The sequence below is a fragment of the Mesorhizobium sp. M1143 genome, assembly GCF_040318435.1.
Taxonomy (GTDB): Bacteria; Pseudomonadota; Alphaproteobacteria; order Rhizobiales; family Rhizobiaceae; genus Mesorhizobium.
Genome location: NZ_JAMYMJ010000032.1, coordinates 26230 through 42971, shown reverse-complemented (window position 1 = coordinate 42971; position 16742 = coordinate 26230). Strand labels below are relative to the sequence as shown.

The 16742-nt window shown below is 59.6% G+C and carries 14 protein-coding genes and 2 tRNA genes; 12 read left to right on the top strand and 4 right to left on the bottom strand.

Features of this window, described 5'->3' with window-relative positions:
• Window positions 1-2: 2 nt before the first annotated feature.
• Complete coding sequence (locus NKH35_RS20600) at window positions 3-839, top strand: GNAT family N-acetyltransferase (RefSeq protein WP_023705048.1); 837 nt, start codon at window positions 3-5, stop codon at window positions 837-839.
• 98 nt (window positions 840-937) lie between these two features.
• Here NKH35_RS20600 and NKH35_RS20595 read toward each other — a convergent pair whose 3' ends face one another.
• Entirely contained in the window at window positions 938-3154 is a 2217-nt protein-coding gene (locus NKH35_RS20595) for a GumC family protein (protein ID WP_023705049.1), read from the bottom strand.
• A 264-nt stretch (window positions 3155-3418) separates the two neighbouring features.
• Here NKH35_RS20595 and NKH35_RS20590 point away from each other — a divergent pair, with 264 nt between their 5' ends.
• The 5 genes from NKH35_RS20590 to NKH35_RS20570 all read left to right on the top strand — a co-directional run bounded on the left by NKH35_RS20590 (window position 3419) and on the right by NKH35_RS20570 (window position 8891).
• Window positions 3419-3982, top strand: a complete 564-nt coding sequence (locus NKH35_RS20590; RefSeq protein ID WP_023682330.1) for a polysaccharide biosynthesis/export family protein — start codon at window positions 3419-3421, stop codon at window positions 3980-3982.
• A 7-nt stretch (window positions 3983-3989) separates the two neighbouring features.
• Window positions 3990-5120, top strand: coding sequence for a glycosyltransferase (locus tag NKH35_RS20585; protein WP_023693282.1), 1131 nt, complete (start codon window positions 3990-3992; stop codon window positions 5118-5120).
• A gap of 85 nt (window positions 5121-5205) precedes the next feature.
• Window positions 5206-6741, top strand: a complete 1536-nt coding sequence (locus NKH35_RS20580) for an undecaprenyl-phosphate glucose phosphotransferase (protein WP_023689486.1) — start codon at window positions 5206-5208, stop codon at window positions 6739-6741.
• Window positions 6738-7982 carry an O-antigen ligase family protein gene (locus NKH35_RS20575; RefSeq protein WP_023734135.1) on the top strand — a complete coding sequence of 415 codons (1245 nt, stop codon included), beginning with the start codon at window positions 6738-6740 and terminating at the stop codon, window positions 7980-7982. The genes NKH35_RS20580 and NKH35_RS20575 overlap by 4 nt, the downstream gene beginning before the upstream one ends.
• Before the next feature lie 219 nt (window positions 7983-8201).
• On the top strand, window positions 8202-8891 hold the full coding sequence (locus tag NKH35_RS20570; RefSeq protein WP_245260854.1) for an FkbM family methyltransferase: 690 nt from the start codon (window positions 8202-8204) through the stop codon (window positions 8889-8891).
• Between the two features lie 108 nt (window positions 8892-8999).
• Here the strand turns inward: NKH35_RS20570 and NKH35_RS20565 are convergent, their stop codons facing one another.
• A complete protein-coding gene (locus tag NKH35_RS20565; RefSeq protein WP_084023765.1) occupies window positions 9000-10007 on the bottom strand; it encodes a glycosyltransferase family 8 protein in 1008 nt (335 codons plus the stop codon).
• Window positions 10008-10030: 23 nt separating this feature from the next.
• On the bottom strand, window positions 10031-10999 hold the full coding sequence (locus tag NKH35_RS20560; RefSeq protein ID WP_023734138.1) for a glycosyltransferase family 8 protein: 969 nt from the start codon (window positions 10997-10999) through the stop codon (window positions 10031-10033).
• Window positions 11000-11142: 143 nt separating this feature from the next.
• Between NKH35_RS20560 and NKH35_RS20555 the strand changes: the two genes are divergently transcribed.
• The 6 genes from NKH35_RS20555 to NKH35_RS20530 all read left to right on the top strand — a co-directional run bounded on the left by NKH35_RS20555 (window position 11143) and on the right by NKH35_RS20530 (window position 15426).
• Window positions 11143-11219 (top strand) — tRNA-Pro (locus NKH35_RS20555).
• Window positions 11220-11313: 94 nt separating this feature from the next.
• Window positions 11314-11994, top strand: a complete 681-nt coding sequence (locus NKH35_RS20550) for a DUF4145 domain-containing protein (RefSeq protein ID WP_352916119.1) — start codon at window positions 11314-11316, stop codon at window positions 11992-11994.
• Window positions 11995-12072: 78 nt separating this feature from the next.
• Entirely contained in the window at window positions 12073-13770 is a 1698-nt protein-coding gene (locus NKH35_RS20545) for an AIPR family protein (protein WP_352916116.1), read from the top strand.
• 161 nt (window positions 13771-13931) lie between these two features.
• Window positions 13932-14013: transfer RNA gene (locus NKH35_RS20540), tRNA-Glu, on the top strand.
• A 446-nt stretch (window positions 14014-14459) separates the two neighbouring features.
• Window positions 14460-15080, top strand: coding sequence for a hypothetical protein (locus NKH35_RS20535; RefSeq protein WP_352916113.1), 621 nt, complete (start codon window positions 14460-14462; stop codon window positions 15078-15080).
• 130 nt (window positions 15081-15210) lie between these two features.
• Window positions 15211-15426 carry a hypothetical protein gene (locus tag NKH35_RS20530; RefSeq protein WP_352916110.1) on the top strand — a complete coding sequence of 72 codons (216 nt, stop codon included), beginning with the start codon at window positions 15211-15213 and terminating at the stop codon, window positions 15424-15426.
• A gap of 420 nt (window positions 15427-15846) precedes the next feature.
• Here NKH35_RS20530 and NKH35_RS20525 read toward each other — a convergent pair whose 3' ends face one another.
• Entirely contained in the window at window positions 15847-16098 is a 252-nt protein-coding gene (locus NKH35_RS20525; RefSeq protein ID WP_352916107.1) for a hypothetical protein, read from the bottom strand.
• Between the last annotated feature and the right edge of the window lie 644 nt (window positions 16099-16742).

The following is a 16742-nucleotide window of genomic DNA, read 5'->3' as shown; positions in this document are numbered from 1 at the left end:
CTATGAAGCCTACCGTCCGCGCATTGTCTCCGCCGGAACTGACCGTTCTCATCGACTGGGCGGCGGCTGAAGGCTGGAATCCTGGCCTTGACGATGCCGCCGCGTTCCGGCCAACCGATCCTGAAGGGTTCATCGGCGCTTTTGTCGACAACGAGATGACCGCCGCCATCTCGGCTGTCGCCTATGGCGGCAACTTCGGTTTCATCGGTCTCTACATCTGCCGACCAGACATGCGCGGCAAAGGCCATGGCAAAGCAGTCTGGAATGCGGGCATGGCCAGGCTGGCCGGCCGAACGGTCGGCCTCGACGGGGTCGCCGCGCAGCTGGCGAATTATCGCCGCACGGGATTCAGCTCGGCGTACGAAACCATCCGCTTCAGCGGCCGTATCGCGACCCCGCCCGTCCGAAGCGAAGGGGTGCGCATGATAACCACGCAACTCGTGCCCGACATCATCGTCTATGACGCCCGCTGTTTCCCCGCGCCTCGACGAGCCTTCCTGCACCGCTGGGCGCAGCCGCCGCATTGCGGGTTCGCCGCGATCAGTTCACTCGGCACCATAGGCTACGCCGTGGCTCGTCCCTGCCGTTCGGGTTACAAGATCGGCCCGCTGTTTGCCGACGACACCGAGACGGCGATGCAGCTCATGGGCAGTCTGGCTGCCGCATGCGAAGGTGGCGACCTGCATATCGACGTTCCTGCCGAAAATTTCGATTTCACCAAGGCGCTTGCAGCGATTGGTTTCAGGCCGACCTTCACCACCACGCGCATGTACAAGGGCCCGCCTCCGAAGGTCGACTCGCGCCGAATATTTGGCGTGACGACCCTGGAGTTGGGGTAGATCCCGGCGCCGGCTGACAGGCTTGGTTTTTCGGGAGCCGGCGGGCGATGGACGAGCCGATCCGTAGTAGCGCCGCCTAAGTCGAATTGTCTGATGTCTCAGGCGGCGCTACGTCGTCCCGGCACGGGGTTACCCGGCGTCTCGTGGCCGATCGGCGTCACCAGAGTGAGGTCGGGATAGCCGCTTTCGATCAGCTCGACGGCGGCCTGCGCCACCTCATCGTCCGCCTGCAGCATGGACATGAAGACCTCGGTGCTGTCGCCGACCAGTCGGCTGATGCCTTGCGCATCGGCCGGTCCGCATTCGACGATGACCAGATCATAGGCGGTGGTCAGCGACTGCATGATGATCGGCAGCCGGTCGGCGGCGCGCATGGCGCGCACCGGATCGGCGGTGCCGACGGGAACGACGTGGCAGTCCGAATAGAGGTCGGCGTGGATGACGTCGCTGAACTGCGCTTCCGAAGCCAGCAGATTGGTGATGCCGGGGAAAAGTCCGCTGTCCAGCATCGGCCGCGACGCCGCGCCCGATGCGGTCAGATCGAGCAGCAACACGCGCAGGCCGGCGTCGGAGACTTCGCGCGCTACCAGCACTGCCGAGGCCGCGGCCTCATCGCCTTCGGGCGAGACGAAGATGGCGCGCGCAGCACCGCTGGCGATCAGCTTCTCCGCCGCCTTCTCGACATCGATCTCGCCAAGGCTGGAGCGGACAGGTTCAGGTTCGGCTTGCGGTTCGGAACCGGCAGCCGCTGCTCCTTCCAGCACTGAAGGAGCCGGCTCGGGCTCTGGCACCAGTTCAGACTCCACGGTCGTCGGCTGATCGTCCACTTCCACGACCTCAGGAGCCGGTTCCGGGTGGACGACCGGCGCCGACATTGCCGGCATCGCAACCTGCTCGATACGCTCGAAGCGCGCCCCTGGGGCCGGACGCATGGCGCGGCCGGAAAACAGCTCCTGCAGCAGCGTGATGACCGACATCAGCAGCAGCGAGCCGACTAAGGCGGCGCCGACGATCGGCACGAGCTTGGGGAAATAGGGTTCCGACGGCACGCGCGCCTCGGAAAACACGCTGGCATCGACCGGCAGGTAATTCTTGCGCGAGGACACTTCGCGGAAGCTCGCCATATAGGATTCAAGCTGCTGGCGCCGGACGTTCGCCTCGCGCTGCAGCGCATCCAGCTGGACCTGCTCCTCGCCGGCCCGCGACGACGCCGCTTTCAGCTTGTTGACGTCCGATATCAGCTGGTTTTCGCGCGCCTGGGCGGTCTGCGCCTGCGTCAGCAACCCGCGCATGATTTTTTGCGCTTCGTTGCGGATCTGGCCGTCGAGATCGGCAAGCTGCGACCTCATCGCCCGCAGGCGGGGATGGTTGTCGAGCAAGGTGGTGGAAAGATCGGCGATGTTGGTTCTGAGCTCGATCTGACGCTCACGCAGCCGCTGGATCAGATCGGAAGACAGCACTTCGGGTACAGCGTCCAGCGAACCGCCATTCTGCAAAGCCTGGCGCACCCTTTCGGCCGTTGCCTCAGCCGAGGCGCGGCTGGCGCGCACACGCGACAGCTCGCTCGATAATTCGGACAATTGCTGTGTCGCCAGCACCGAATTGTTGCCAGCCATCAACAGGTCCGACTGAGCGGAGCGGAAGGCCGCGACCTTGGCCTCTGCATCCCTGACCTGCTTCTGCAGCTCCTCGATCTCCGGCCCGAGGAAGGCGGTCGCGGCGGCGTTCGACTTGGTCTTGGCATCCGCCTGGTAGGCCAGGTAGGCCTTAGCAATGGCGTTCGGAATGTCGGCGGCAAGCTGGGGATCTTCAGAGGAAAATTCGACGGCGATGACGCGGGTCTTTTCCACGCCATAAACATTGAGCTTGTCGCGCATCTTCGTCAGCACGCGCTCTTCGAGCGGAATTTCTTCCGGATCGCTCTTCAGCCCGGCAATGACCAGGAGCCGGGTGACCGGCGACATGCCGAGCGCATCGTTGAACTCGGGCTTGTCGCCCAGCTTAAGGTCGGCAGCCACCTGCTTGAGAATGTCGGACGAGGAAATGACCTGAACCTCGGTTGCTACACCTTCCGCATCGAGCACAGGTTTGTCGTCTTCATTGGTGCCGGCAGGCCGCGTATAGGCCGATTCGCTCAACTGGATTTTCAGCTGCGTCGTGGCCTTATAATGCGGCGTGGCAAGCCACGCGAACGCGAAGGCGAGACCAGTGACGAGAAGCGTGATCACAAGAATGCGCAGCCAGTTCCGCGCCAGGCTGGCGAAGAGCTGTCTCAGGTCGACATCGACATCTGCGGCCGCGGACTGGTCGGACATGCATTCCTGCTCCGGACATGAGGCTAGATGGTAGCGTAAACAACTATGGTAACTCAGCCGTTAAGATCGCGGTAAGCAGCTGTTAGGGTTTGCTGACATCCGGTAAACAAAGCCAGCAAAACTATACGGCTTTTTGTCGATTGCCGCCAAATCGGCCGCGTCCCTTTACCGGCCATTAACCCTAACAGGATGATAACGAACCCAGATCCTTAAGGTTTGCCGCCGTGTCCTGGCGGCCATAGCGACGAAGGTGTGTGTCCGATCATGAAAAGCGCTGCTGGTCTGTTTCGCGCTCTGCTGGCCGTGTCGATCCTCGCCGGCTGCTCCAGCTACCGGCCGACGCCGGCGGCCTTCCACGAGGTACTCGACCAGCCCTATCGGCTCGGCGCCGGCGACCGTGTCCGCGTCACCGTGTTCGAACAGGACGGTCTGACCAACACCTACAGTGTCGATCAGTCCGGCTACATGTCCTTCCCGCTGGTCGGCGCGGTGCCGGCGCGCGGCCACACGGCCCAGCAGCTGGAAAAAGCGCTCGCCGACAAACTGCGCCAAGGCTATCTGCGCGACCCCGACGTGTCGGTCGAGATCGATCGCTACCGGCCGATCTTCGTCATGGGCGAAGTGGGCGCCGCCGGCCAGTATTCCTACGTGCCGGGCCTCACCGTGCAGAAGGCCATCGCGATTGCCGGCGGTTTCTCGCCGCGCGCCAACCAGGAAAGCGTCGACATCACCCGCGACATCAACGGCAAGGTGATGACAGGCCGGGTGGTTACCTCCGATCCGCTGCTGCCGGGCGACACGGTCTACGTTCGCGAACGCCTGTTCTGACATCAACGTGGCGGACCAGCTCAGGATCGTCCACTGCTTTCGCTCACCCGTCGGCGGGATCTTCCGGCATGTGCGCGACCTGACGGAGGCCCAGCTCGCCGCCGGACATGTTGTCGGCATCGTCTGCGATTCGACCACCGGCGGCGAATACGAGGAACGCCTGTTCGACCAGATGAAGGACAGCCTGGCGCTCGGCATCCATCGCACGCCGATGCAGCGCCATGTCGGGCCGGGCGACTTCGCCTCGGCCTGGCGCACTTACAGGATCATCAAGGAATTGCAGCCGGACGTGTTGCACGGACATGGCGCCAAAGGTGGCGCCTATGCCCGTCTGTTCGGCTCATTGTTGCGGGTATCAAGGTCTCGCGTAGCCCGCCTCTATTCGCCGCATGGCGGCTCCCTCCACTATGATGAAACGACGACGACCGGGAAGCTGTTCTTCGCGCTCGAGCGCTTCATGGCGCGCTTCACCGACTGCCTGCTGTTCGTCTCCGACTATGAGCGGCGCACCTATCGCAGGAAGGTCGGTGAACCGCCTATCCCGAACACGCTGGTCTATAACGGCCTGCGCGCCGCCGAGTTCGAACCGGTGGTCGCACAGCCCGACGCGGCCGACCTGCTCTACATCGGCATGATGCGCGACCTCAAAGGGCCTGACATTTTCATCGACGCGCTGGTGCTGGCCGGGTCCCAGCTTGAGCGCCGCTTGACCGCGGTCATGGTCGGCGATGGCGACGACCTGCCGCGCTACCATGCGCAGGTGAAACGGCTGGGCCTCGGAAAACAGGTCCGCTTCTTGCCGCCGATGCCGGCCAGGGAGGCATTTTCGCTGGCCGATCTGGTCGTCGTCCCCTCCCGCGCGGAAGCCATGCCCTATATCGTGCTGGAGACGCTGGCGGCCGGCAGGCCGATGATCGCCACGGCCGTCGGCGGCATTCCCGAAATCTTCGGTGAGGGATCCCCTGCCCTGATCCGTCCCGATCCGCGCCAACTCGGCGACAAGATGGGTGAAGCGCTGCGCGATCTCGACGCCTACCGGCGCGTCATGCCCGATACCGCCAGCCTCAAGGCGCGATTCGGCGCCGATGTGATGGCCGCCGAAATCGAAAAGGCCTATTTCGCCGCGCTCAACAGATAGACGACCGTCCAAAACCACAAGTTGTCTCAAGGTTTTTTTAGCTCTCTTTCTGCTATCGTCATCGCGGAAGCTTGTGGGAAACCCGATGAACGAGACCGACCCCACGCGCCGCTTTTCGGCCGATGCGGTGCGCAAATTCGACAGTCCTGCCGAGAGCCCCACGCCCGGCGGCATGAACAGTGTTGCCCGCCAGGTCGCCTCGCAATACCGGCGCGATACGATGTCGCCGGTCATGGTCAGCGGCGTATTGCGCATCGTCGAATTCGGCTTGCTGTTCCTGTCGGGGCTCGCGCTCTACTTCCACTTTGTCGGCTTCTTCAACTATCTCGCCTGGCAATATCCGCTGACCATTGCCGCGGCGTCATTCGTGGCCGTGGTGCTGCTCGACGTCAGCGATTGCTACCAGATCTCCGCCTTGATGCGACCGATCTCCAATCTCGGCCGCGTGCTGATGGTCTGGGCCGGCACCTTCGCGCTGATGGCGCTGACGGCCTTCATCATGAAAATGTCGGAGGATTATTCGCGTCTGCTGTTCGGCACCTGGTTTGTCGTCGGCCTGCTTCTGCTGTTCGGCCTCAGGCTGGTGATGTCGAAGCTGATCCGGCGCTGGGCGCGCAACGGCCGCATGGAACGCCGCGCCGTCATCGTCGGCGGCGGCAAGGCGGCCGAGATGCTGATCCGCTCGGTCGAGAAGCAGCCAGACAACGACATCCGCATCTGCGGCATCTTCGATGACCGCGGCGACAAGCGCTCGCCGCCGATCGTGGCCGGCTATCCCAAGCTCGGCACCATTTCGGAGCTGATGGAATTCGCTCGCATCGCGCGCATCGACATGCTGATCGTGTCGCTGCCGCTGACTGCCGAAACGCGCGTGCTGCAGCTGCTGAAGAAGCTCTGGGTGCTGCCGGTCGACATCCGGCTCTCGGCGCATTCGAACGCTTTGCAGTTTCGCCCGCGCGCCTATTCCTACATCGGCTCGGTGCCGATGCTCGATATCTTCGACAGGCCGATCAACGACTGGGATTCGGTCGCCAAGCGCGCCTTCGACATCGTCTTCTCGCTGATCGGCATCATCCTGTTCTCACCGGTGATGCTGGCGACTGCCATCGCCATCAAGCTCGACAGCAAGGGGCCGGTGCTATTCAAGCAGAAGCGGCACGGCTTCAACAACGAGATCGTCGAAGTCTACAAATTCCGCTCCATGTACACCGACCGCTCGGACCCGACCGCCAAGCAGACGGTGACCAAGAACGATCCGCGCGTCACCCGCGTCGGCCGCTTCATCCGCAAGAGCTCGATCGACGAGCTGCCGCAGTTCTTCAACTCGCTGTTCGGCACGCTGTCACTGGTTGGCCCGCGCCCGCATGCGATTGCCGCGCAGTCGCACAACCTTCTCTACAATGAGGTGGTCGACGGCTATTTCGCCCGCCACAAGGTCAAGCCCGGCGTTACCGGCTGGGCGCAGATCAATGGCTGGCGCGGCGAGATGGACACCAATGAGAAGATCCGCATGCGCACGGAATATGACCTCTATTACATCGAGAACTGGTCGATGCTGTTCGATCTGCGCATCCTGCTCATGACGCCGCTGCGGCTGCTCAACACGGAAAACGCCTATTGAGCGCGATTTCCCATGATGTGCCGCAGGCTGCGGTCAATGCCAAGCTGATCGCGCTGATATCGTCGGGCGCGGTGTTTTTCGGCGTCTTCCTGTCAGGCTTCGTCATCGACGAGCCGGCGCCTTACGATCTTTTCATGGTCGGGCTGATCGGGGTGTGGGGGCTGTTTGGCCTGCGCATATCGCGCGCGGCCGTGCCGCTGCTGGTGCTGCTGATCACGATGAACATCGGCGGCATGATTGCAATGACTCAGATGGCCGATCTCGCCAACACACCGCTCTATCTCGCGGTCTCGCTGTTTCTCGCGGTCACCGCGGTGTTCTTCTCGTCGGTGACGGCGGTGCAGCCCGGCCTCTACCGGCTGATCTTCATCGCCTATGTTGTCTCCGCGGTGGTGACCTCGCTGCTCGGCATTGCCGGCTATTTCCACGCTTTCCCGGGCGCTGAAGTCTTCACCAGATACGACCGCGCCCAGGGCGCCTTCCAGGATCCGAACGTGTTCGGGCCGTTCCTGGTGCTGCCCGGCATCTATCTGCTCTATCTGCTGTTGACCGGCTCAATCGCGCGCATGCCGCTTCTGGCGGTGCCGCTGCTGATCATCACCGCGGGCATCTTCTTTTCGTTCTCGCGCGGCGCCTGGGGCATGTTCGCCGTCTCGGCCATCCTGCTCACCGGCGCCCTGTTCCTGCAAAGCAACAGCGGCAAGTTCCGGCTGCGCGTCATCATCATGACCATTGCCGCCGTCACCCTGCTGGTGGTCGCCATGATCGTCATCCTGCAGCTGCCCGGCGTCGGCGAGATGTTTTCAAGCCGCGCCCAGCTGGAACAGAGCTACGACACGGCGCGCCTTGGCCGCTTCGCCCGCTACACGATCGGCTTCGAGATGGCGCTCGAATATCCGCTCGGCATCGGCCCGCTGGTGTTCGGCACCATTTTTGGCGAAGACACGCACGACATCTGGCTGAAGACGTTGATGGATTATGGCTGGCTCGGCTTCGTCTCGTTCCTGTCGCTGACGCTGTGGACGATCGCCGCCGGCTTCCGCATCCTTTTGCGCGACCGGCCGTGGCAGCCCTATCTGCTCTGCGCCTACGTCGCTTTCATCGGCAATATCGGGCTCGGCACCTTCATCGACATCGACCACTGGCGCCATGTCTACCTGCTGCTCGGCCTAATCTGGGGCGCGATCGCGCTGGAATACAGGCATCAGCGCGGGTTGCGGGCGGTGGCGCAACCGAGGTAGCCGAGTAATCCTAAAGGACAGGAACAGCCGCGCACGCCAATACCGGGGTTGTGCAGGCCCTCGCAGGCTTTGATCTGCTTGCTCCAACCCCTGGTCGAATTGAGCACGGGTTGCCGGCGGCGCATTTATGTTGTGATGGTGGGAAAACGTCGCTAAACGCGACTGACAAAATTCCAATTGAGTTGGCGTGCTTGCCGGGCTGGATAATATTCCGGGTTGGTGGGCGCCACTAATCTGACGGGCGTGGTTATGCTGAGGGAAAGCTATTTCGAATTCATGCTGCGCTGGTACGCGTATCGCCGATGGCACAGGCCCCCGCGGCGTGTGCGGCAGGCCGAATACGACTTCCATCAGCTTATGAAAAAGCTTCCCGCCGATAGTCTGTTCATCGATCTCGGCGCCAATATTGGCGACGTCACGGGACATGTACTAGCCTATGGGATGCGGGTGATTGCTTTCGAGCCTGACCCTGTTGCTCGCCAGATTTTGACGAAAAGGTTTGGCAACAACGACCGGGTGACGATCATTCCGAAGGCTGTTGGTGGATCAGCGCGAGCGGCCACATTCCATCAGAGGCCGGACGTCAGCGATCTCCGCAGGACCGAATCGTCGTCCCTGATCCAGACACACGAACACACGAACGGGAAAAGCTTTGAAGTTGAGGTGGTTGACCTGGTGCAGTTCCTGCAAGGTCTCCATGAGCCGATCGCCATCGTCAAGATGGACATAGAAGGGGCCGAAGCGGAATGCATCGAAGCCATGCTGGACGCCAGCATTCACCGTTCGATTGGACAAATCCTGGTCGAGACACATGAACGGTTCTCGCCAGACCTGGCCGACCGGATCGGCAAGCTGCGGGGCCGGATCGCGCAGGAAGGCATCCGCAACATCAATCTGGATTGGAGCTAAGTATCGGCTCGGCCTTGAGCGTGCTAGCCGGAGGGCATCAACCAGCGAGGCAATAGACTTATCGAGGAAGATTGGCGGGAGGAACCGCGTCCGGCGGAGCGTCAAGTTCTATCTGGCTATGCCAGCTACCCGTTCGGGGTATTGCACGGCCAACATCGAATTGTCCGCATGGCTGGCAAAGATGGCGCTGACCTTTTCGGCGTCGAACCGCGCCCGTCGCTTGCGCTTCTCGTCGTTCAGCAAAATCCCGCTGATGGCGTCGAACTTGCGGCCGAGGTTTTTCAATATGCCTCTCTTGACCGGCCAGCTGCTGCTGAAACGGCCGGCCCAGGGCGTGCCTTTCGCCAGATCACGATAGATCGCCATGGCGTCGACCTCGACACCGATCGGCGGACGGTCCCAGGGCTTGCCCCAGGCGAAGTGGCGGGCGTAGCAGCGGCTGAAAGAAATCTGGCTGGTGTAGTTGGTCATCACGTTCCAGAACGGGTGCATCGTCTGCCACCTGCCCTCGAAAGCCACGTTCAATGCACCTTGATCCATCCCGTAAACCTGCTCGGAGGCCAACTGCCGGGTACGCTCCAGAAGCCCCTCCTGCCTGACCAGTGGCATGTTGAACACCAGCACGCCGGCATTGAACTTCGGCGCGCCTGGCTGCATCGGTAGATGCTGTCGATACTTTACGTCGAAATAGGTCTGCTCATCGTGTGCGGCCAGCAGCGGAGCGTTGAGCGGGACGTTGCAGAGGTCTTCTATCGATCTGTTGAAAAGCACATCGGCGTCGGAATAGGCGATGCGGTCATATGGTTCGAACTCCGGCAATTGATCGGCAAACAGCCTGATGTAGGTCGCAAGGGTTGGGTGCGTTCCGCGGTTGAAGTTTGTCGCTTCCATGAATTTCGTGACATCCAGGATGCGGATCTTCCCACCGAGCAGACGCTCTCCGATAGCTCGGTCTTCGTTGGAGATGACACCGGTGTGCAAAATAAAGCCGTCGAGGTGGTCCGACACATTCAGCACGCGGCGCGCCGCCAGGCTGGCATACGGGAAATACCTCTGGTCGGTGGCGAAAAAGAAACACGATTTTTGCGGCATGCTACAACCTGTTGCCTGACCCATTCGCGAGAGCTCCGTTGCGGGTCTCAGGCGAAACCACCGAGTACTTCCGGAAACTGCACAGCCATCGCCCCGGCGTCAGCATGCTCGGCATATATCTTATGCACCTTGCTGCCGTCGTACCGTGCGCGCCGCCGATACCGGTCCTTGTTCGGCAACATCCCCATGATACCGTCGAACCTTCGGGCGAACCGCCTCATGACGCCCCGCTCGAAGGGAATACGCTGCCGGAAGGGCTCAAGCCACGGCGTATCCCTTGCCAGATCGCGCCAGACGGCAAGCGCCTCGGGCTCCACGTCGACCTGGCTTCCCCAGGGCTTGCCGCCGGCGAAATGCCGCGCATAGGCTTGGGCGAACCGAAACTCCTTCGTATCGTTGGACATCAAATTCCAGTTCGGGTGCATCGTCTGCCACTTGCCCTCGAAGACGATGTTCAGCGCGTTCTGATCGTTCATTTGCCCGGCAACGGCAACATCTCTGGCGCGGTGCAAAAGTCCCTGTTGACGCACGGGCGGCATGTTGAAGACGATGATGCCGGCGTTGAAATAAGGCGCCCCCGGCTGCATCGACAGTTTGTTCCGATAGCCCGGGCGGAAATACATGTAATCGTCGTGAGCGGCCAACAACGGAGCATGAAGTGTCTGGCCCACCAGGTCGGCGATATCTCGATTGAACAGAACATCACAATCGACATGGGCGATGCGGTCATAGTCCGCGAACTGAGGCAGTTGGTCGGCGAAAAGCCGAACAAAAGTGCCGACATTGCTTGGCCGGAAAGTATGGCCAGCCTCCGCAAACAGCCCCGAAACGTCCACTATGCGAAGACGGTTCGTCAGCAGGCGTTCAGCAACACGCATATCGGCATCGCGTGCGCCGACATGCAGGATGAATCCCGGTGTTGCCTCTCCCGAAACATCCAGAATTCTGCGCGCCGCCAAGCATGCATACGGAAAATAATTTGCGTCGGCCGCCAGAAAAAAACAGGAATTTGCCACGCGCAATCCTTCGTATCGACACTGCGCGAGCCATATCGCCTTGGCGTTGCGGCGACAAGGCCGAATGCTGGCGACTTTCAGGCCCGGCGCGCCGTTTTAGCGCTTGCACCATACCCCTTGAAAATATATGGCTTTGCGCGGTCCGGAGTGTAGCGCAGCCCGGTAGCGCACTTGACTGGGGGTCAAGGGGTCGTCGGTTCGAATCCGGCCACTCCGACCAATATTTTCAATGACTTGACCCCACTCGACGCGCCGTATGGATTGGCATTGCCCTGCCAGGGTATGCATTCGGGTAACGGCCGAGGGGGATCCGTATGATGTCATATGCGAGCGGCATGAAAAAATCGCATTGCAACACATGCGGCGGCGAACGGAATCAACGCATTCTCCACAGAGAGAGTACCAACTGGAGAGATAACGCCTACGGCGGATTTTCCGTGTCCGGCTCCGATGATTATTATTTTTTGAGGTGTGCTGGGTGCGAGGAATTTCAGTTTCGCCACGAGACGTTCTTCTCCGAGGATGACCCGCAGGGGGGCCCGAGAGTCCGCTTATATCCTTCAGCAGTCTCGCGGCGAGAGCCAACGTGGTCTCGAGACGCTATTTGGCCTCTCGGTTCCAAAGCGGAAATAGCGATTGGGGATTTACTCACCGAGATCTACGCTGCCCTCCAGAACGATTCTAGACGCTCAGCGGCCATGGCTATTCGGGCTCTGATTGAGACGATTATGGTCGACAAGGTTGGCGACCAAGGCAGCATTGGTGACAACGTTAAAGCGTTTCTAGCGGCAGGCTACGTCCCCCCCAGGTCCGAGAAAGCGTTCCGTGACACGCTGATAGAGGGCGGCCACGCTGCAATGCATCGAGGTTGGAAACCTACGACGGCCGAACTTGCGACAATGATGGATCTAACTGAATGGCTCGTGGCCTCAATTTACGTGCATCCTGATCAGGCTGCCGCTGTTCAAGCGAAAATACCACCTCGCAAATCCTAGGATTTGCGAGGTTCTCTAAGAAAGGGCTCGAAAAAAGGCTTTTAGGACTGGCGCTATTGGCGCCCACCGGGGGGATCTATGACGGAGAACTACAAAGCCCTAATCGACGTGGTTATCGCCGCTCGGAAGGCAGATCTGCAATCCGACGACTCAGAAGCGTTCGAAAACATCGTCAACGGATTGGTGCTTGAGCCCTTTGACCTCAATGTCGACGAGATCGAAACCGGGATCACGGATGGCAACGGGGATGGTCAGATCGACGCGATGTTCGTTCTCGCGAATGGAACGCTTTTATCAAGTGAGAACGCGGACGAGCTCCCCCCGAAAGGCCCTATTGAAATCGACGTCGCTCTGATCCAAGCCAAAAACACCAACGGATTCGAAGAGACGCCGTTGAAGCTGATCAGATCAACGGTCGCCGACCTACTCAAGCTTGATCAGCCCTATCCGAAGTACCTGGCCAGCTACAGCGAACTCCTACAAGACAAGTTCCGCACGCTTCGAAACGTGATCATTGCGTCAGCAGGCCGTACAGCCAAAGTCCGGGTCAGAGTTTATTACGCCACGAAAGCCAGCACCGAAAACATTCACCCCACGGTCCTAGCGACGGGCAAGGCACTATCAGGCGACCTTTCCTCACTCGTCGCTACCTCGGATGTGCAACTTACGTATTTGGGCGCCAAAGAACTCATCGATTTGAGCCGGCTACCAAAGACGCGCAAACGTGATCTCGGGTTCCAAGAGGCGCTCTCGTCTGGCGATGGTCGGACATTCGCTTGCCTGGTTTCAATCGACGCTCTCATGGCGTTTCTTAGCGACGAAAATGGCGATCTGATCAGGCCACTATTTGACGCAAACGTGCGCGATTTCTTAGGCAAGACCGACGTCAATCAGGCTATCAGGGAAACTTTGGAGACCCTTGAGGGCGAGGATTTCTGGTGGTTCAATAATGGGATCACGATAGTTGCCTCTCACGTCGACCAGAAGGGAAAACGGCTCGTTCTAGACGACCCTCTTCTGGTCAACGGGCTTCAGACATCCAACGTGATCCACGCCTTCATAAGAGACCCCACTGTGAAGGAGACGGTGAAGTCGAACATTCTCTCAAAGTCTGTTTTAATTAGGATAATTGAGCCACCTACCGAAAAGGTGCGCGATGAGATCATTAAGGCAACTAATAGCCAAACTCACATTCCCAAAGCGTATCTGCGAGGAATGGATTCGATCCACAGGAACATTGAAGATCATTTCCGCCACGCTGGCGTGTACTATGAGAGACGTAAAAATCAATACAGGAATGCAGGCTACCCTCGCTCCTCGATTGTAACACTCTCAGAATTGGCACAAAGTGTTATGTCTGCGTTTCTTTTCCGCGGCGCCGATGCCCGCGGTCGCCCGACATCGCTGCTGAAATCTGACACGGACTACGCGCTGCTGTTCAACGACAAGGTCCCCCTTGAGTCGTATCGCAACGTCATCGCGGTCAAACACGAAATTGTCGTCAAACTGGCCATGCTCTTCCCCGACAGGGGCTCAGCGTTTCGAAACGATGTCGTTTTCCACATCCTTGCGTATTCGAGCGCCAGACGATTCCACAATCACGTACACGCTGCGATGACCTTCAAAGGCGACCCTGAAAACCTGGATGATGATATCGTGACCGTGGTTGATTTGTTTTTACAGGAAGGCGGCACCGATCGTGTGGCCAAATCACCCTCTTTCGAAGACCAGATCAAGGAAGCGGCTATTGCAAAACGCAATGCGGCGAAAAAGTAGACGCACTTGTCCGGTCATTTGAGCACCGGTCAAAAGGTCGGGTGCCGATATCAGGCCAGCCGATCCAAGCAAAAGCTGCAGCTTACGCTAAATTGGCGCCGTGCATTTTTCCACAATAGCAATGACGGCACAGACCGCGTGCGGCATCCAGCAATCCTTTTGCGATCGTCTTTTCCGGCATATTGAAAGCCACCGCGCCCTTTCACGGCGGTAACAGGGGTTCGATTCCCCTTGGGCGTACCAGATCTTTCAGGCACTTAGCCTACCTTTTTTCCGTTACGTCGAATGTGCGTCGAATATACGCCTGCGAACATTGGCGGACGCTGGGTGTTGATTCCGTCCGTTTTGCCGAAAATTGCCGTGGTCGGGAGCCCAGCTGATGGGATTTCTTGGTCGCTCCCGGCAGTCGGCTCGCGCGAAGGCTACTGTTGTCGGACGGTCTGCTTCCAACTCCCGTGAACATCGGGATTGGGCACCGGTCTTGAAACGTCGTGACGACCATCCCGCCTTGTTTTGAGCGGTCCCGAATAGCCATTTTCCGGACTTTTTCTTTGCCACCATCGGCCCGCTGTCCTACCCAGTCCCTGCCCTTCCTCGCCGTCCGGTGCCAATTGCGGTGCCAATCCTTTCCTGCGACTATTGGCAGGTCCGCACGACTAGAATGCGACACGAGGCTGGAAGGAATTGGCATGTTCGGCCGAGGCAAGAAGCGCGATTACGAACAGCCGACGTCTCCCGACGAGATTCGGAAGGAGATCGAAGCGGGTTTTCCGATCGAGGCAAACCACCAGCAGCCGGTCAGCATAGAAACCGGGGCGATTGCGTCCCTGATCATGGATACTGATCGAGAGGCATTTGCGAGGACAGCCGACTTTGGCACCAGATTCAATATGAAGCTCAAATGGGGAGGCTTTCGCATTGAGGAGTTGCCCCATTCAGAACTGCGGCTCTTGCATCAGGACTCGCCTGCGTACGGCCGAAATTTCAGTGTCTATTTCAACAGGGTGAAGCTTGGAAGGTTGGCTCTTGAAGCAATGGCCAACAGCTCCGTGCAGGCCCACTTAGACGGGCTCTATTTTTGGCTGGATCTGAATTATCCGACTATGTTGGAGTATGGCGATATCCGATCGTTCCTTTTGGATATCGCTCACGCAGCATCCGACGGCAATGACATGAAGGATCGGGCGACTGAAGTTGATCGCTCGTTGACGATGTGCCTCTGGAACCAGATTCGAGCGCGGAACGAACTTGCAGTGATGACATTCGCCCAGAACGGAGCGGCGATGTGGGCGATTCCAAGAAACCATTAAAGGCCCGCCAACGTCAGGCACCCTGGGCACCTTTTGCCCATTCCCGATCGATCTGTGAGGTTTGTCACAGACGCATCGACGTCTCGGCGTAGGCTACGTGCATTCCTGCAGCGGTAAAGGGAGTGGTCCGATGCTTGTGAACCTTCCTATGCTTGTTAATCTTCCTCTTGTCGCAGTTGGTCCCCTTGCCGATTGGGTCCGTCATCGAGCCGAGCAGAAGGCGCTGTTGAAGGCAACGGACGAGTTGAGCGAGTCACCAGACGACATGGTCAGCGACATCGGGATTTCCCGTGACGACATCACGACGTTTGCGTTCCGCAGCCCGGCGTCGAGACGTTGGGGCTGAGCAATAAAAAAAGCCCGTTCTCTTTCGGAAATGATGAGTCGCCTTTTACTGCCGGCCATCATGGGGCGGGGTTGCTGATGTCGCTGGCCGGCCTTTCGAAGTCATTGAACCGAGAAACTCTTCTAGGCGTTCCAAGCGTACTCTCTTGCACCGCGGTGTGTTCGCGACGTCGTGCAGCCTAGATTGACCCTTACAATTGGCTGCGGCGATCAAGTCTATTTCGAGCCGATCGATATCGCTTCGCAGTTCGCGAGCATCAGCTTCCCTTAAGCCCTTGATCCATCCAGCCCCGTGCATCGCAAACCCCATCCACCGACACTAGGTGGCACGATAGCAGCGAGTTTGCTAACAACCATGCCATGGACCTTCCCGAATTTTGCTAATATAAAAGGCCGCCACCCTCGTGAGGCAGCGGGCGAATCAAAACTCCCAGCTTCTAGAGTTTGGCGTGCGCGGATTAAAGCGAACCAGCACTTCCTGAGATTTCAGGTGGTCGCCCCACATCACAGTTTCGCCGTAGGTGTCAGGGCATGGCTCTGCGTCCGCGCCTTCCTCGTCGTCGGCGTTGTCTAGCTCTAGACCATCAAGGCAGCCTAGCGACGGCTCGTCGTCTGCCGTCTCCTCCAGATCGCAATCGGCCTGCATAAGATCCAGCGCCGTTATCAGGCTCATCGCGGTCTAGGAGGTCGTTGAGGCGCTTCTCTACCGACTGGCGCCAGACGCGCGGGTCGGCTCCCGTAGGCATCCCGTAAGGCTTCAGCATCCTGATATGGGCGGTCATGACACGCGCTCCTGATCGAAGAAAGCCAGCTCCGTCATCATTTCATCACGGTGCCACCGGCTCGTTTCGCCGGCATCAAGCAATGTTTGGAAAAGGCGGTTGCATACTGTCTTATCGATAGGCTTTGCTCGGAGGCTTGCGCTGTAGGCATCGTGTGCCGCGCTCAGGGCGGCCTGCGTTGCCTGCCACGCCTTGAATCTTCTCTATCACATCGGACGGGATGGCTGCGGGCGGCGCCAGCGCTACAGCGCCCGCTATGGCCGGCAGAGAGGCTAGTCCGACGAGCAAATGCCGCCGGTCGATGGTTATTGCCTGTGTTGTCATTGGTGCAAGTCCCCTGGTCTAGGGCTATCACGGCCCCCACGGCGAGCGGCGCCGCAGCCGGGGGGTGATAACCTGCCAGGAAGACAGGCCGAACGCTTTTAAGGTTTCCCTCTGGACATGGCGTCCGCCCCCGGCCATAAAAGCCGAGTTGGGACGCCCGCCAAGGCGCACCACATACGCACAGAAGCCGTGCAGGCTTCCTACGCTATTC

Excerpts from the sequence above, each read along its gene's own strand:
- NKH35_RS20590 (WP_023682330.1), top strand. The coding sequence starts at position 3,419 with ATGAAAAGCGCTGCTGGTCTGTTTCGCGCTCTGCTGGCCGTGTCGATC.
- NKH35_RS20595 (WP_023705049.1), bottom strand. The coding sequence starts at position 3,154 with ATGTCCGACCAGTCCGCGGCCGCAGATGTCGATGTCGACCTGAGACAG.
- NKH35_RS20550 (WP_352916119.1), top strand. The coding sequence starts at position 11,314 with ATGATGTCATATGCGAGCGGCATGAAAAAATCGCATTGCAACACATGC.
- NKH35_RS20580 (WP_023689486.1), top strand. The coding sequence starts at position 5,206 with ATGAACGAGACCGACCCCACGCGCCGCTTTTCGGCCGATGCGGTGCGC.
- NKH35_RS20535 (WP_352916113.1), top strand. The coding sequence starts at position 14,460 with ATGTTCGGCCGAGGCAAGAAGCGCGATTACGAACAGCCGACGTCTCCC.
- NKH35_RS20525 (WP_352916107.1), bottom strand. The coding sequence starts at position 16,098 with ATGAGCCTGATAACGGCGCTGGATCTTATGCAGGCCGATTGCGATCTG.
- NKH35_RS20600 (WP_023705048.1), top strand. The coding sequence starts at position 3 with ATGAAGCCTACCGTCCGCGCATTGTCTCCGCCGGAACTGACCGTTCTC.
- NKH35_RS20530 (WP_352916110.1), top strand. The coding sequence starts at position 15,211 with ATGCTTGTGAACCTTCCTATGCTTGTTAATCTTCCTCTTGTCGCAGTT.
- NKH35_RS20565 (WP_084023765.1), bottom strand. The coding sequence starts at position 10,007 with ATGGGTCAGGCAACAGGTTGTAGCATGCCGCAAAAATCGTGTTTCTTT.
- NKH35_RS20545 (WP_352916116.1), top strand. The coding sequence starts at position 12,073 with ATGACGGAGAACTACAAAGCCCTAATCGACGTGGTTATCGCCGCTCGG.